Below are 16,392 nucleotides of genomic sequence, written 5' to 3'. Positions count from 1 at the left end.
GAACCGCCCCCGCCGTCCTGCCCGGGCCCAATGACGCCTGCTGGTGCGGCAGCGGCTCCAAGTACAAGAAGTGCCACCGTGGCGCCGACACCGTGGAGGCCCGCAAGAAGGGCCCCGACACTGGCCGCAAGGGCGTGCGCCCCGGCATCGTCAGCCCCAAGCGCGTCGTGCCCATCACCATCGCCCGGCCCGAGTACGCGGACTCCGGCCGCCCGTCGCGCTCGCGCAACGAATCCGACGTGAAGTCCCCGGACGTCATCGCCCGCATGCGCCGCGCCTGTCAGGCCGCCGCGCAGGTGCTGGTGGAGACCGCCCAGCACGTGCGCGTGGGCATCACCACGGATGAGCTGGACGCCATCGCCCATGAGGCCTACCTCAAGCGCGGCGGCTACCCCAGCACCCTCAACTACCACCGCTTCCCCAAGTCGCTCTGCACCTCCGTCAACGAGGTCATCTGCCACGGCATCCCCGACAGCCGCGCGCTGGAGGACGGCGACATCGTCAACCTGGACATCACCATCTACCTGGATGGCGTCCACGGCGACTGCTCCGCCACCTACCTCGTGGGCAACGTGGAGCCCCAGCACCAGAAGCTGGTGCAGGTGGCCAGGGAGTGCCTGGACATCGGCATCGCCGCGGTGAAGCCCGGACGGCCCATCAGCGACATCGGCCGCGCGGTGGAGGCCCACGCCGTGAAGAACGGCACCAGCGTCGTGCGCGCCTACTGCGGCCACGGCATCGGCGAGACCTTCCACACCGCGCTCCAGGTGCCCCACTACTACGAGCCGGAAGCCGACACGATCATGCAGCCCGGGATGATCTTCACCGTCGAGCCGATGATCAACCAGGGCCACTGGGACCACCGCACCTGGAACGACGAGTGGACCGTCGTCACCGCGGACGGCCTGCGCAGCGCGCAGTTCGAACACACGCTGCTCGTCACCGACACGGGCGCGGAGATCCTCACGCTGCCGTAGTGTTACCTCTTGAAACACCACGGGCCCCGGACGCGCATTCGCATCCGGGGCCCGCTTCATTTCCAGCGACGGGAAGCTACGCCCGACGGCGGCGCAGCATCAGCATCAGGCCCACCGCGAGCAGCAGGCCCGTGGCACCCAGCGGACCGGGGACGGTGCTCTGGCAGCCGCAGCCGTCGGACTCGTCCGGATCCGTGGGGTCCGTGGGGTCCGTCGCGTCGTCGGTGACGAACACCGCGGTGGTGCGCGCCGGCACCGTGAAGCCGCCCGTGGCCGCGTCGTACGCGGACGTGCGCACCACGGGGTCCGTGGACGCCTGCTGCAGCGGGTGCAGCTTGAGCTTCAGCGCCTTGTACGCGTCCGCCTTGAACGTCTGCGCGTCGTCCGTGCCGTTGAACAGCACGATGGCGCGCTGGCCCTCCGCGTTCGTGCCGTGGTCCTGCATGGCCATCACGATGAGGCCCGGAATCTGGTCCGGGCCGGTGTTCTCGAAGTGCACCAGCTGCTTCACCTCGTCACCCGTGCGCAGGCGGAACAGCCGCGAGCTCTTGCGGATGGCCACCATCTCCTCGAAGTGGTCGCGCGCCCGCACGATGTCCGCCGAAGCCGGCTTCAGCGCCGGGTCCGCGAGCATCGGCCCGAAGAGCGGCCAGTTGCCGGTGTTCTCCGGGGCCGGCGGCAGGCCCACGCCCCAGTTGTTCGACTGGTATGTCCAGTCCACCTTGTTGAACCAGTCCCCGGAGTTGTAGCTGTTGCGGTCCAGCGACTTGGAGCGCAGCAGCTCGTCACCCGCGTGGAAGAAGGGGATGCCCTGGCCCAGCGCGACGATGGAGATGCCCAGGTTGTGCATCCGCACGCGCTCGGCCATGGGCAGCTCGCGCGGTGCCTTCAGCTGCACGGCGTCGAACAGCGTCTCGTTGTCGTGCGCGGAGACGTAGGTGATGACCTCCTGCGGGTCCAGGGTGTAGCCGGCGGGCGCCCCGTTGTAGACGACCTGCGCGCCCGTCACCTCCGCGCCCGTGCGGTCCTTGAGCACGTAGTCCTTCAGGTTGCCCGTCAGGCCCACGCGGATCCAATCGCCGTAGGTGAGCAGCTTGTCCTTCTGCGCCGCCTCCGTGCCCTGGTTCGTGCTGTTGGGCGCGGAGAGCAGGCCGCTGATGAAGCCCTGCTCCTGCAGGCCGCTGAAGGGTCCACCGCCCCGGGCCGCGTCGCGCAGGCGGTCGTTGAACGTCCCGATGCCCGTGCCCGCCATGTTCGCCTGCGTGGCGTTGATGCCGCGCGCGTTGCCCGCCACCTCACCGAAGTCCCAGCCCTCGCCGTAGACGTAGATGGCCTTGCCGTCCACGCCGTCCTTCTCCACGGTGAGCGCGTCCAGCGTCGCGCGCAGCTTCACCATGTTGGACTTCAGGTGGTGGCCCATCAGGTCGAAGCGGAAGCCGTCGACCTTGTACGCCTTGGCCCACGTCACCACGGAGTCGATGAGCAGCTTCTCCATCATCGCGTTCTCGGACGCGGTGTTCTGGCAGCAGGTGCTGGTCTCCACGTTCCCGTCGTCGCTCAGGCGGTGGTAGTAGCCGGGGACGATGCGGTCGAGCACGCTCTGGGCGTTCTGCCCGGAGGAGTTGGTGTGGTTGTAGACCACGTCCATCACCACGCGCAGGCCCTTCTGGTTGAGCGCCTGCACCATCTCCCGGAACTCCACCGTGCGCACGGGGCCGTCCGCGTTCGTGGAGTAGCTGCCCTCCGGCACGGTGTAGTGGTACGGGTCATAGCCCCAGTTGAAGCCGTCCAGGTCCGCCACGGCCCGCACGGCGGCCTGCTGCTCCTCGGAGTCCGGGCGCAGCGACACCAGGTCGCCCGCGGGGTGCTGCTGCTCGGCGCGGTTCTCGTTGATGGTCGCGATGTCGAACACCGGCAAGAGGTGCACGTGCGTGAGGCCCGCCTTCGCCAGCCGCGTCAGGTGCTTCATGCCGTCCGAGTCACGCGTGAACGCCTTGAACGTGCCGCGCTCGTTCTCCGGCACGGTCAGGTCGTTGATGCTGAAGTCGCGCGCGTGCAGCTCGTAGAGGACGATGTCCTCGGGCGCGTCCAGCGCGGGCTTCGCGAGCGTGCTCCAGCCCTGCGGCGCGAGCGTGGCGTCCGACAGGTCCACCAACTGGCTGCGCGTGCTGTTGGTGGACAGGGCCACCGAGTACGGGTCGGTGACGAGGTTCGTGACGACCTTGCCCTCCTTGCGCACGTAGACCTCCGCCTCGTACAGGTAGAAGCGGTTCTTCCACGTCGCGTCGCCCGTCGCGCTCCACACGCCCTTGGCCCCGGCCACCATGGGCACGCGGGTGAAGTCCGCCGTGGCGCTGGAGTCCGCGTACAGCAGCAGGTTCACCTGCTTCGCGGTGGGGGCCCAGACGCGCAGGGTGGGAACCCCGTCCGCGAACGCCACGCCCAGCGCGCCGTCATACGTGTCCAGTTCGTCCAGCACGCCCGCGAACTGGACGCTGGTGGCGTCCAGCGGCTTGCCTTCCGTGTTGGTGGCGGACAGCGCCACCTGGCCCTTGAGCCACGTGGCCGCGTTCGCCACGTCCGCCGCGGCCAGCTTCAGCACGGGCCGGCCCACGAGGTTCGGGAAGCGCGCGCGCTGCGCGGGCGTCAGCCCCGCCGCGTCCACCGTCAGCGTCACGGAGGTTCCGCCCTGCACGCCCGCGCCCGTGAGCGTCATCGCGCCCGTGGGGTCCGTGTGCAGCTTGAACACCGTGCCCGCGGGCACCGCGACCTCCGGGCTCCACACCACCGTGTCGCTCGCCACCCAGTGCGCCCGCGCCAGCAGCAGGTCGCCCGCCGGAGCGCCCGCGGCCCGGATGGTCACCTTCTTGGACTCGCCGGAGTCGAACGTGATGATCATCTCCTGGTTGTCCTCCTCGACCTGGAACGTGGCGTTGCTGCCCGGATAGGCCGTGGTCCACTGCTCGTCGAGCGCGACCTTGCATTCGTAGATGCCCGCGGTCAGCGCCTTGGTGGTGAAGGTGTAGATGCCGTCACCGTCCGGGTCCTGCATCATCGTGCGCAGGCATTCCGGCTTCCAATCCTCGGGACAGCCCAGCTTGACCTGGAGCGTGCCCGCCACCGTCGCGATGGTGCTGGTGCGGTTGCTCGCCACGTAGTTCGTCTTCGCGTCGAAGTAGAACTTCACCGCGCCGGCCGTCGTCTGGTTCAGCACGATGTCCGCGCCGCCGGGGCCGCCGTGCGTCTGCGAAAGCGAGCCGTCCAGCGCGACCTTGAAGCGCCACGTGCCCACGGGCACGGTGAACGACCCCTGCCAGACGTCGTCCGTGGCGTCGTACGCCAGCGCCGTCTGCGCGCAGGTGGGGTCTTGGTCCGCGGCGCAGCCCGCTTCGCTCTGCAGGTCGCCAACGACGGTCACGGACGTCGGCGCCGCCAGGGCCGACAAGGGGGTGAGCGCGGTGACAAGCCCGCTCAACGCGAGCGCGCGCGCCGCGCGGGGGAATGCGAATGGAACTCTCAGGGGGGCCTCCAGGGGGTGAAAATTTCCAGCGCACGGTAGCAGCCGGACCTGTCACACGCGGCCGGTAGGCTGGTTTCGCGACTTGCCTGGACGTCAGGATGATCCACGTTCAGGGTCGCGAATCCGCCCTGGAACGTCGGGTGCGAAGGACCCCAAAACGAGACGCAGTGCGGCAGGAATCACGCGCTCCGTCGGAGTGGCCCACGCCTCGCGTCACACGGGTGTGCAGCGGAAAACACCTGGAACATGCCGCATTGCGGCATCAGGCGATTGTTCCAAGGGGCCTTCACCGGTTGAGAAACTGTTGGCTACAGTGCCGCGCCTAGATGTTCCCGCGCCTCCCCCGCCCACAATCGAACGCTGTCTCCCACCACGGTCGGTGGAACCCGATGTTCCAGGGGCTGGTGGCCCTGTGTCTGGCGGGGTGCGCCACGGCCCCGGAGACACCGACCCGACCCGCCACGGACGCCGCGCCGACGCAGCCCGCCGTGACGGCCCCGGCGCCCGCGGCGGCCGCACCCGTGACGGAGGTCGCGCCCCCGGCTCCGGCCGCACCGAAGGAGCCCGCGCGGCCCTGGGCGGACGAGGTGCTGTACTTCGTGGTGGTGGATCGCTTCGCGGATGGCGACCCCACGAACAACGAGAAGGGCGACACCAAGGCGGCCGGCACCTTCCACGGCGGGGACCTGAAGGGCCTCACCGGGAAGCTGGAGGAGCTGTCGTCGCTGGGCGTGACGGCGCTGTGGGTGACGCCGTTGCTCAAGCAGATCCCCGGCTTCGTCACCGGCTCTGGCTTCCCGGACTGGGGCTACCACGGCTACTGGGCGGACGACTTCCACGCGTTGGATGAGCGCTTCGGTACGGAGGCGGACTTCAAGGCGCTGGTGGACGCGGCGCACGCGCGCGGCATCCGCGTGCTGCTGGACGTCGTCTACAACCACCCGGGCTACAACTCGCGCTACCTCAAGGAGAAGCCGGACTGGCTTCGCTCCGAGGACAAGAACACCTGCGGCCAGGACGACCTGACGTCGTGCGTGGCGGGCCTGCCGGACTTCAAGACCGAAGTGCCGGAGGTGGCGAAGTACCTGCTGGACGCGCAGATGGACTGGGCGAAGCGCTCCGGCGTGGACGGCTTCCGGCTGGACACCGTGAAGCACGTGTCCCACGACTTCTGGAAGGAACACCGCCGCCGCACGCGCGCGGAAGTCAGCCCCGACTTCTTCCTGCTGGGCGAGCTGTGGGGCGGCGACGTGGAGTCGCTGGCGCCGTACTTCACCCCGGATGAGATGGACGCCGGGTTCGACTTCGCGTTCCAGGGCAACACGCTGGGCTTCCTGCAGGGCCGTGGCCGCACGGTGGCGTTCGACCGCTACCTCCAGTCGCGCGGGAAGGTGACGCCCGGACACCACCTGGCGCACTTCCTGTCGTCGCACGACGTGGACGGGGCGCTGCACCAGTTGAAGGGCGACGTGTCGCTCTTCCGGCTGGCCGCCGCGCTGCAGCTCACCACCACCGGCATCCCCGTCATCTACTACGGCGAGGAAGTGGGCCGCGCAGGCGGTGACTGGCCGCAGAACCGCAGTGACATGCCGTGGGGCAAGCAGGCGGTGAAGCCGGGCGCGGGAAAGAAACGCGACGAGGCTTTGCGCGAGTATTACAAGCGCCTGATTTCCATCCGCCGAGCGCACCCGGCCCTGTCGCGGGGCGCGCACGAGCCGCTTTCCACGGAGGGCGATGTGTATGTCTTTCAGCGGAAGGACGCGGCGTCGGGTGACACGGTGGTGGTGGCGGTCAACCGCGGCAAGACGCGGGGTACGGCTTCGGTGAAGTGGCCGGAGGGCTGGACGGGCGTCGCGGAGGTGGAGGACCTGCTGAACGGAGGGCGGACGAAGGCGGGCGCCACGCTGGAGCTGGCGTTGGAGCCGCTGTCCGCGCGCATCCTCGGGCGCGTGCCGTGAGGCACCCGAGGCACGCGCAGAACCTGACCCGGACGTGCTGTTGTCGTCGGCGCGAGCGGGGCTCTTGTTGGAGGGCCTGATGGCCGGCGTGTCGTTCAAGGACGTGGCGAAGCGGTACGGAGACGTGTCGGTCATCGAGGGGCTCAACCTCGATATCCGCGACCATGAGTTCATGGTCCTCGTGGGGCCGTCGGGTTGCGGCAAGTCCACGGCGCTCCGGATGATCGCCGGCCTGGAGGAGATTTCGGGGGGCACCATCTCCATCGGTCCGCGCGCGGTGAACGCGCTGCCGCCGAAGGACCGGGACGTCTCCATGGTGTTCCAGAACTACGCGCTCTATCCGCACATGACGGTGCGGCAGAACCTGGAGTTCGGCCTCAAGATCCGCAAGACGCCCAAGCCGGAGATGGACAAGCTGGTGGACGAGGCGGCGGAAATCCTCGGCATCACGCACCTCTTGGACCGCAAGCCCAAGGCGCTGTCCGGCGGCCAGCGCCAGCGCGTGGCCCTGGGGCGCGCCATCGTGCGCAAGCCGGCGGTGTTCCTCTTCGACGAGCCCCTGTCCAACCTGGACGCGAAGCTGCGCGTGCAGATGCGCTCGGAGATCAAGAAGCTCCAGCACCGGCTCCAGGTGACCTCCGTCTACGTCACGCACGATCAGATCGAAGCGATGACCATGGGCCACCGCATCGCGGTGATGAAGGACGGCAAGCTCCAGCAGCTGGGCACCCCGCTGGAGGTCTACGAGAAGCCGGTCAACGTCTTCGTGGCGCAGTTCATCGGCACGCCGCCCATCAACATGCTCTCCGCCACGCTGGACGCGGAAGCCACGGCGCTGGTGGGCGACGGCTTCCGGCTTCCCGTGGCGCAGGGTCTGCGCGCGGCGACGGCGGGCAAGGGCGGGCGCAAGGTGAAGGTGGGCCTGCGTCCGGACAACATCCTGCCCGCGGGCGCGGCCGCTCGCGGTGAGACGGCGCCGGTGGAGGCGCGCGTGGAGCTGGTGGAGCCGCTGGGCAACGAGCTCATCGTGCACGCCCGGCTGGGTGACAACCCGCTGGTCTTCCGCCTGCCGCCCCAGTCCACCCCCGAGCCGGGCGCCACCGTGCCCGTGGCCGTGGAGCTGGAGTCCCTGCACCTCTTCGACGCTGAATCCGAACTGCGTCTGTCCGTTTGATATCCCGGAGGATTTTCCCATGACGAACCTGCGAACGCTGCTCGCGGCCCTCTGTCTGTGCGCAGTCGGCCTGTTGCCCGTCCCGTCCTTCGCCGCCACGGAGCTGGTGCTCTGGCACGCCTACCGCGCGGAGGAGAAGGCCGCCCTGGAGAAGGTGGTCGCCGAGTACAACAAGGCCAACGAGGCCAAGGGCGTCAAGGTCACCACGCTGGCGGTGCCCTACGACGCCTACGCGGATAAAATCTCCGCGACGGTGCCGCGCGGCAAGGGCCCGGACCTCTTCATCTTCGCGCAGGACCGCCTGGGCGGCTGGATTGAAGCGGGCAACACGGTGGAGCCCATCGACTTCTTCCTGGATGACGCGACGAAGAAGCGCTTCATCCCGACGACGATGGACGCGATGGTCTACCGCGGGACGACCTACGGCCTGCCGCTGAACTACAAGGTCATCACGCTCATCTACAACAAGAAGCTGGTCCCCACGCCGCCCAAGACGTCCGGTGAGCTGGTGACGATGGCGAAGAAGCTCTCCGACGCGAAGGCGGGCCGCTTCGGGCTGGCGTACGCGTACGGTGACTTCTACTACCACGCGGCGGTGATGAACGGCTTCGGCGGCGGTGTGTTCGACGCGAAGACGACCCCCACGATGAACTCGCCCGCCAACGTGAAGTCGGTGGAGCAGGTGCTCAAGTGGAAGAAGGACGGCATCCTGCCGGCGGAGCCCTCCAGCGCGCTCATCACCTCGCTCTTCAACGAGGGCAAGGCCGCGATGGTGTTCTCCGGTCCCTGGTTCGTGGGCGAGGTGGCGAAGGGCGTGGACTACGGCTTCGCGCGGCTGCCCACCCTGGATGAGAACAAGGGCACGCCGATGAAGCCCTGGATGACGGTGGAGGGCGTGTACGTGGCCGCCCCGTCGAAGAACAAGGAAGCGGCGTACGACTTCGCCAAGTTCCTCACCGACGTGGGCGCGGGCAAGACGCTGGCCCTGGAAGGCCGTCAGAGCCCGGCGAACAACGCGGTGTACGCCGACCCGAAGGTGACGGCGGATCCGCTGCTCAAGGCGATGAAGGACCAGGTGGACGTGGCCATCCCCATGCCCAACGTGCCGGAGATGTCGATGGTCTGGACCCCCGCGACCAGCGCGATGAACTCCGTGCTCAAGAACACGGCCACGCCGAAGGCAGCGCTGGACGTGGCCCAGAAGAGCGTGGCGAAGGACGTCGCCGGCCTGCGCACCAAGAAGTAAGTGAGTGAGGACCTGAAGTGAGCCAGAACGCCCCCCAGCAGTCCCCTTCCGCGGCCGGTACGGTCCGCGCTTCTCCGAACCACGACGCGACCGCCCCGTCCGACCCGGGGCCTTCGGGTCGTTCCGGTGGAGGCAACTGGGGGCGTGTCCTGGTGGGGCTCGCGCTCGCGCTGGGTCTCTCCCTGCTCCTGGCGCACGGACTGCTCGTCCGTGCCCAGGCGGATCGCGGTGCGGAGCGCGCGCAGCGCAAGTCCGTGGTGGCCCTGCTGGGCCTGACGGACCTGGTGCAGCGCGCGGGGGGCACGGGTGACGCGGTGGGTGCCGTCGTCGCCGGCTGGCCCCGGCCGCAGGGCGGTGCCGCGCGCGTCATCGCCTTCAGTGGCATCAAGCTGGAGGCGTCCACCTTCCCGGAGGACACCGGCGACAAGGCGGCCCCGCGCCGGCTGTCGCGTGAAGAGAAGCCGCTGTACGACCGTGGCCAGCGCCTGCGCGCCGCGGTGGAGACGAACAGCGAGGAAGGCGGCGCGCGCAAGTCGGAGGTGGAGTCGGAGACGCTGCCCTCCGGTGGCCGGCTGCTCTCCGCGCCGGTGCAGGTGGACGGGCAGGTGGTGGGGTCGGTGGAGTGGTTCACGCCGGTGCTCACCGAAGCGGACCCCATCTCCTGGGGCCCGGCGCTCTTGGCCTTCCTGCTGCCGCTCGCGGCGTGCGCGGGCGCGGTGTTCGCGCTGTCGCGCCAGGGCGCGCGCGTGGCGGTGGCGGCGGTGCTGTTCGCGGCCGGCCTGGGTGGCTACACCGTCTATTCGCTGCGCACGCTGGACGCGGAGCTGCGGGAGACGGAAGAAGCCGTGAGCGCGGAGCTGCGCACGCGCGGCGAGACGGCCCAGAAGCTGATGGCCGCGCACGGCCTCGACGCGGAGCCCGCGCTGAAGCCCGGCGCGTGGGACGCGGACGCGATGCGCCGCCCGCTGGGACAGCTGACGGACGCGGGCGTTCCGGACGCGGGCAAGCTGGCGGAGCGTGGCGCTCGGGTGCGCGGCGACGCGGGCAAGGCGCTGGGCGCGCTGGGCGTGCTGGGGCTGGCGGTGCTGCTCTTCATCGGCATGGGCGCGCTGCACCGCACGGTGGCGACGGCGGTGGAGTTCCGGCAGGCGTACGCCTACGTGGCGCCGGCGATGGTGGGGATGGTGCTGCTTGTCTTCTTCCCCTTCGCCTACGGCATCACGCTGTCGTTCACCGATGCCAACCTCTACAACAGCAGTCAGCCGTTGTCGGAGCTGTGGATTGGCCTGAAGAACTACACGGACATCCTGGGCGACTTCAGCTTCGCGAAGACGGCGGCGGACGGCTCGCTCGTCTTCAACTACCTGAACTTCTATTACACGCTGCTGTTCACCATCCTCTGGACGGTGACGAACGTGACCATCGGCGTGACGGTGGGCCTGCTGCTCGCGCTGGCGCTCAACGTGCCCAACCTGCGCCTGCGGCCCATCTACCGGGTGCTGCTCATCCTGCCGTGGGCCATGCCCAACTACATCACCGCGCTCATCTGGAAGGGCATGTTCCACCAGCAGTTCGGCGTGGTGAACCACGTCATCCGGATGTTCGGTGGTGAAGGCCTGGCGTGGTTCGACTCGCCCCTCACGGCGTTCTTCACGGCGCTGGCCACCAACGGCTGGCTGTCCTTCCCGTTCATGATGGTGGTGTCGCTGGGCGCGCTTCAGTCCATCCCCGGGGAGCTGTATGAGGCGGCGCGCGTGGACGGGGCCAATCGCTGGCAGCAGTTCACGGCCATCACGCTGCCGGCGCTGAAGCCCGCGCTGGTGCCGGCCATCATCCTGTCGGTGGTGTGGACCTTCAACATGTTCAACATCATCTTCCTGGTGACGGGCGGGGACCCGGGCGGCTCCACCGAAATCCTCGTCACCCAGGCGTACAAGTTCGCCTTCGAGCGCTACCGCCACGGCTACGCGGCGGCGTACTCCACCGTCATCTTCGGCATCCTGCTCATCTACAGCATGGTGCAGAACCGCATGAGCCGCGCCACGGAGGCCGCGTAAACATGGCGCTCTTCTCTGAACGTCGCGAAGGCATCTCCCACGTTCCGCTGCACGTGGTGCTGGTGGCCTTCACCCTCTTCACCATCTACCCCATCCTCTGGGTGGTGAGCCTGGCCTTCTCCGGCAAGCAGAGCCTTGCCATCGCCACGCTGCCGGAGAACCCCACCTTCTGGGACCGGCTGCGCGCGGTGACGCCGTGGCCGGAGCAGTTCTCCGTCTCCAACTTCGCGTCGGTGATGACGGATCAGCCGTTCGCGAAGTGGATGCTCAACAGCGCCATCATCTCCATTGGCACCACGGTGGTGGGCGTGTTCCTGGCGTGCACGGCGGCGTATGCCTTCAGCCGCTTCAAGTTCCCCGGGCAGCGCACGGGCATGATGGCGTTCCTCGTGTCCCAGATGTTCCCGGGCACGCTGATGCTGATTCCGCTCTACATCATCCTGGTGCAGTGGCTGGGCCTGGGCAGCAGCCGGCTGGGCCTCATCATCGTGTACGCCACGACGTCCATCCCCTTCAGCGTGTGGATGCTCAAGGGCTACTTCGACACCATCCCCAGGGACCTGGAGGAGGCGGCGCTGATTGAAGGGGCGTCCGTGGGGCGCATCTTCTGGAGCGTCATCCTGCCTCTGGCCAAGCCCGCGGTGGCGGTGACGGCGCTCTTCAGCTTCATGACCGCGTGGAACGAGTTCATCCTCGCCGCGACGTTCATGGACCAGGAGACGATGTACACGGCGCCCGTGGGCCTGCGCTTCTTCGTGGGCGGCTTCAGCCAGCAGTGGGGCTACTTCGCGGCCGGCTCCATCATCGTGTCGGTGCCCGTCGTGTTCCTGTTCCTCTTCCTCCAGAAGTATCTCGTCTCCGGGCTCACCGCCGGTGGCGTGAAGGGTTAGTCGCGGTCATCCGCAGTTTCCCGTCTGTCGTTGCAAGGAGCCAACACCCCCATGATCATCAACCCCCGCATTGCATTCCTCACGCTCGCCGCCTCGCTGGTGGCATCCCCGGCGCTGGCCGACAAGGTGTCCTTCAAGGACCCGACCGGCGACGACAAGGGTCCGGGCAAGTACACCTATCCGACGGACCCCGTGTACGTGCCGGGCTCGTTCGACCTGACCAAGGTCACCGTGGACAAGGGCAGCAACAAGACGGAGTTCGCCATCGAGCTGAAGGCGAAGGTGGCCAACCCCTGGAACATGAAGGACGGCTTCTCCGTGCAGGAGGTGTTCGTCTTCATCGACACCGACCACAAGACGAACAGCGGCTTCACGGACAGCCCCCCGGGCCTCAACGTGGCCTTCGCCCCGGCGGACGCCTGGGAGAAGGTCGTCGTCATCTCGCCGCAGGGCTCCTCGCGCGTGCGCGCGGAGGCCAGCCAGAAGGCGGGCGGGATGAAGGGCGCCGTGGTGGTGCCCGCGCAGGTGCGCGCCTCCGGCAACAAGATCACCGCCACGGTGATGAACTCGGACCTGGGCGACAGCGACCCGACGACGTGGGGCTTCCAGGTCGTCATGCAGTCCAATGAGGGCTTCCCGGCCGGCAACGACCTGCTCACGCGCCGCGTGAACGAGTACGAGGGCCAGCACCGCTTCGGCGGCGGCACCGACTTCGACTGCGACCCGCACGTCATCGACACGCTGGCCGGTGAAGGCAAGGGCGACGGCTCCGAGGCGAAGGCGCAGTACGACATGCTCGCCTACGAGTGCGGCTCGGATGGTTCGTCCACCAAGAAGGCCACGCTGAAGATGGTGTCCGGCCCGAAGCGGCCCGCCGTCCAGGCCGGCCCGGCCGCCCCGACGCCCGCGGCTCCGGCCCCGGTCCCCGCGGAGGCCCCGGCCGCCGCGACGCCGGTCCCGGCGCCCGCGCCCGCGCCGGCCGCTCCGGCTGGAACGACCGTGGCCCCGACTCCGGCGCCGACGACCGCTACGCCGACGAAGTAACTGGCGGACTGTTCAAAAACAGTCTGTTTCAAGGTTTGATGCAACACGGGGAGGGCTGCCGCGGCGAACCCGCGGCGCCCCGGGAGAGGGGATGACCCCCCTCAGACTCACGTTTTCGAGAAGGGTTTTCCGAACATCATGAAGATTCGTACGAATGTGGTGCGGGGAGCGTGTGTGCTCTCCGTGGCGGCCGGCCTGGTTCCCGGGGCGGTCATGGCGCAGGACAGCGGCCCCAAGCTCACCATTGGTGGCACGACCTATACCAAGTACCTCTGGGGCAACCAGCGGGACCAGGGCGCGCTCTACAACTTCTCCACGGTGCCCGGTGAGGGCTACGGCGACAACGGTATCGGCACGGAGCTGGAACTGCTCCTCAACGCGAAGATCTCCCCGCAGGTGGAGGTCAACGGCCGCATCCACAGCCGCTTCAACCAGAACTTCTGGACGAACTTCGGCGGCTTCGGCGGCAACGCGGCGGGGCCCTGCATCGCGGGTGACTGCGGCGAGTTCGATCCGCGCTCCAACCAGTACATCAAGCTGCGCGGCATGTCGGTGACGCTGCGTCCGGGCTACCTCATCGACTCGGCGCTCATCGGCGCGACGGACCTGGGCCAGTTCGACCCGTTCGTCATCGGCCGGGTGCGCTACATCGACCGCGACAACGCGGCGGCCATCATGGTGCAGGGCTCCAACCTGGACCGGAAGATCACCTGGGACGCGGCGCGCATCTCGCTGCCCCGCCTCTGGGCCGGCCCGAACTTCAGCACGGGCGCCTTCCACGCGCGTGACGCGGCGTACGGCTTCCAGGCGAAGTACACCCCGACGGAGCTGTTCGACATCGGCGGCATCTTCCAGTACGCGAACGACCAGGAGATCCGCGCGGACGACACGAACCTGGACGACGGGCGTGACCTGACGCCGCGCTACCGCAACGGCGTGGGTGGCCTGAAGGCCGGCCTGCACATGGGTTCGTGGCTGGACGTGCGCGCGGCCGCGTACACGTCGTACTCGAACGCGGACCCCATCCTGTCGCCGAAGAGCTTTGGCGTCGGTGGCTACAGCGCGGTGCTGGCCGGTCACCACACGGACCAGACGTACATGCTGAACGCGTCGCTCAACGACCCGCTGGACGTGGGCCTGTCGCTGAACTTCCAGCTCTTCAGCATCGGTTCGGACTACGTGGCGGTGATGGCCAGCCGCCGTGAGGCGGACGTGCTGCTGACGGAAGGCCACGACGGCAGCTTCGCGTTCCCCGGCCCGTCCAACGCCTCCTACGGCAGCTACAGCGGCAACCCCACGCGCATCGGCTACGGCGGCTGGTCCAGCGAGTCGCAGCAGGTGGCGACCATCAACGTGGACAACGACTTCACGGACTTCGACGAGCCCTTCGCGGAGACGGCGATCGGCTGGAAGGGCGCGACGGCGAACCCGGTCTACACGAACGGCGCGCTGGAGGTCGGGGGTGAGTATTCCTTCATCACCTACAACACCAACTGGCAGGCGTACGGCAGCGCGGACAAGCCGCTGGGCGACAGCCAGTACCCGGGCACGGAGCTGGACTCCGGCGTGGGCCACAACTACCGCACGGCCTACCAGCCCTTCCAGGACAAGCGCACGCACCTCATCGCGCTGCGCGCCAAGTACGTCGTGGACGTGCTGAAGGGCATCGATGTGTTCGGCAAGTTCAAGTACATCCATGAGAACGACAAGCGCCTGAACGACCCGCGCTTCCTGCCGTTCCAGCAGGGTGCGTGCGCCGGCGGCCTGGTGGCGTGCGACAACTCGCTCGTCAACGAGTACAGCCCGGGCAACAGCACCTCCGGCCTGTATGGCAACCCGAACGTCATCACCAACAGCCAGGGTGACTCGGGCTACCAGTTCAAGCCGTTCGACAACATCGCGGACGACGACCGGGTGCTGGACTACACGACGTTCACGGCGGGCGCTGGCTACCAGTTCACGGACGACCTGTACCTGTCCGCCAGCTACTCCAAGTTCTTCGCGGACCTGCTGGACGGCAACACGGCGTTCCAGGCGTACAGCAACCACGAGATGGCGTCCGGCAAGCACAACAAGAACCAGGTCCTCGTGAAGGCGCGCTACATCCTGTCCGGCGTGGAGTTCGGTCTGGAGGGCCAGTACGCGTTCGGCACCTTCCGTCCCGACTTTGGCGACGGCTACGTGGTGCAGTACGCGGATGAGGACATCGCCAAGGGCCACAACGTGGCGGTGGGCTCGCGTGGCTTCACCGGCCGCAACGGCGGTTGGAACAGCCTGGAAGAGCGCAACTTCGACCACATGCGCGTCAAGGCGTTCATGAAGGCGCAGTTCTAGTCGCGCTCGCTCCCCGGAGGCCCTGACGGGCTTTCCGTGGGAGGCGATGGAGCCCGGGGCGCCTTCAGGACAGGCACTCCGGGCTCCTTGCGTTTGGGGCACCGCGCGATACACCTCCGAGGGTCGTTCCCCCTTCGTGCTCGAGGTGTCCCGTGCTCCTGCGCCGCCGCGGCCTGTCCGCGTTCCTGCTCGCCTCCACCCTGGCCGCGTGTTCGGGGGCGCGCACGCACGAGGACTCGCTGCTCTTCCGCATGGAGGACCCGGTGGGGGACGACCACGGTGACGGGGAGCTCGTCTATCCGCGCCGGACCGACCTGGGGCGGGGCGACCTGGATGTGGTGTCGGTGGCGGCGTTCGCGGACGGCGAGGCGACGCGCTTCGAGGTGACGTTCGCGCACCCCATCGCGAAGCCGTCGCGCGCGCAGGCGGTGGACATTGGCGGCTCCACGGTGGCGGACCGGGCGCGGCACGGCTTCTACACGTTCAACGTGGACCTCTACCTGGACACGGACGGGGTGCCGGGCTCCGGCCGCACGGACACGCTGCCGGGGCGTGCGCTCACGCTGGCGCCGGACTCCGCCTGGGAGAAGGTGGTGGTGCTGACGCCGCGTCCGTATGAAGCGCGCGAGATGCTGCGCAAGCACTGGCGCGAGACGGCGCTGCGCGAGTACCAGGAGAAGAAGGGCCCCATCGGCGGCAAGGTGGAGACGGAGCTGAACGCGGCGGCCGAACAGGACCTGGAGGCGAAGGTGTTCTTTCCCACCGTCATCCAGGTGAGTGGCCGCACGGTGATGTTCCAGGTGCCGGACCGCTTCCTGGGCAAGCGCGCGCAGCCGGGCTGGGGTTACGGCGTCGCGGTGACGGGGGCGTCCATCGACCGGCGGGTGGCGCTGGGCGGGATGTTCGGCGGCGTCACCGAAGGGGGCCCGAGGCTGATGGCGATGGGCATCGCGCCGGGCGAGCCGGTCAACGACCGCTTCGGCGGGGGCCGCAAGGGCGACCCTTCACAGTCGCCGGTGGTGGACCTGCTGGTGCCTCCGGGTGAAACGCAGGAGGCGGTGCTGGGGGCCGCGAAGCCGGCGTGGACGATGGTGGTGCCTTCAGGGCGTAAGGCGGCTCCGGCGGTGGTTCCGGAACCGGATGCGGGGACCGTGGACGCGGGCGTGCTTGAGGTGGCTCCGACGGGGGAGGA

The 16,392-nt window shown here is 68.5% G+C and carries 10 protein-coding genes; 9 read left to right on the top strand and 1 reads right to left on the bottom strand.

Going from position 1 to position 16,392, the window contains the following annotated elements:
* The first annotated feature begins 17 nt into the window (after positions 1 to 17).
* Positions 18 to 977: a type I methionyl aminopeptidase gene (map, locus tag D7Y13_RS24375; RefSeq protein ID WP_120584034.1), complete on the top strand. Its 960-nt coding sequence runs from the start codon at positions 18 to 20 to the stop codon at positions 975 to 977.
* A gap of 76 nt (positions 978 to 1,053) precedes the next feature.
* Here the strand turns inward: map and pulA are convergent, their stop codons facing one another.
* The gene (pulA, locus tag D7Y13_RS24370) at positions 1,054 to 4,395 is read right to left on the bottom strand and encodes a pullulanase-type alpha-1,6-glucosidase (RefSeq protein WP_233595607.1); all 3,342 of its coding nucleotides are present in this window, start codon (positions 4,393 to 4,395) and stop codon (positions 1,054 to 1,056) included.
* Positions 4,396 to 4,886: 491 nt separating this feature from the next.
* Here pulA and D7Y13_RS24365 point away from each other — a divergent pair, with 491 nt between their 5' ends.
* The 8 genes from D7Y13_RS24365 to D7Y13_RS24330 all read left to right on the top strand — a co-directional run.
* On the top strand, positions 4,887 to 6,455 hold the full coding sequence (locus D7Y13_RS24365) for an alpha-amylase family glycosyl hydrolase (RefSeq protein WP_199732798.1): 1,569 nt from the start codon (positions 4,887 to 4,889) through the stop codon (positions 6,453 to 6,455).
* A 79-nt stretch (positions 6,456 to 6,534) separates the two neighbouring features.
* A complete protein-coding gene (locus D7Y13_RS24360) occupies positions 6,535 to 7,629 on the top strand; it encodes an ABC transporter ATP-binding protein (RefSeq protein ID WP_120584028.1) in 1,095 nt (364 codons plus the stop codon).
* A gap of 19 nt (positions 7,630 to 7,648) precedes the next feature.
* Positions 7,649 to 8,875, top strand: coding sequence for an extracellular solute-binding protein (locus D7Y13_RS24355; RefSeq protein WP_120584027.1), 1,227 nt, complete (start codon positions 7,649 to 7,651; stop codon positions 8,873 to 8,875).
* Between the two features lie 17 nt (positions 8,876 to 8,892).
* On the top strand, positions 8,893 to 10,932 hold the full coding sequence (locus D7Y13_RS24350) for a carbohydrate ABC transporter permease (RefSeq protein WP_120584026.1): 2,040 nt from the start codon (positions 8,893 to 8,895) through the stop codon (positions 10,930 to 10,932).
* 2 nt (positions 10,933 to 10,934) lie between these two features.
* Complete coding sequence (locus tag D7Y13_RS24345; protein ID WP_120584025.1) at positions 10,935 to 11,822, top strand: sugar ABC transporter permease; 888 nt, start codon at positions 10,935 to 10,937, stop codon at positions 11,820 to 11,822.
* 51 nt (positions 11,823 to 11,873) lie between these two features.
* On the top strand, positions 11,874 to 12,866 hold the full coding sequence (locus D7Y13_RS24340) for a glucodextranase DOMON-like domain-containing protein (protein ID WP_199732797.1): 993 nt from the start codon (positions 11,874 to 11,876) through the stop codon (positions 12,864 to 12,866).
* Positions 12,867 to 13,004: 138 nt separating this feature from the next.
* Entirely contained in the window at positions 13,005 to 15,200 is a 2,196-nt protein-coding gene (locus tag D7Y13_RS24335; protein WP_147444321.1) for a hypothetical protein, read from the top strand.
* A 152-nt stretch (positions 15,201 to 15,352) separates the two neighbouring features.
* Positions 15,353 to 16,392 (top strand): glucodextranase DOMON-like domain-containing protein (locus tag D7Y13_RS24330; protein ID WP_279637109.1); only part of this gene is annotated, 1,040 nt, incomplete at its 3' end.

It is taken from the genome of Corallococcus praedator, assembly GCF_003612125.1.
GTDB lineage: Bacteria > Myxococcota > Myxococcia > Myxococcales > Myxococcaceae > Corallococcus > Corallococcus praedator.
This window is presented reverse-complemented; position numbering and strand designations above follow the sequence as displayed.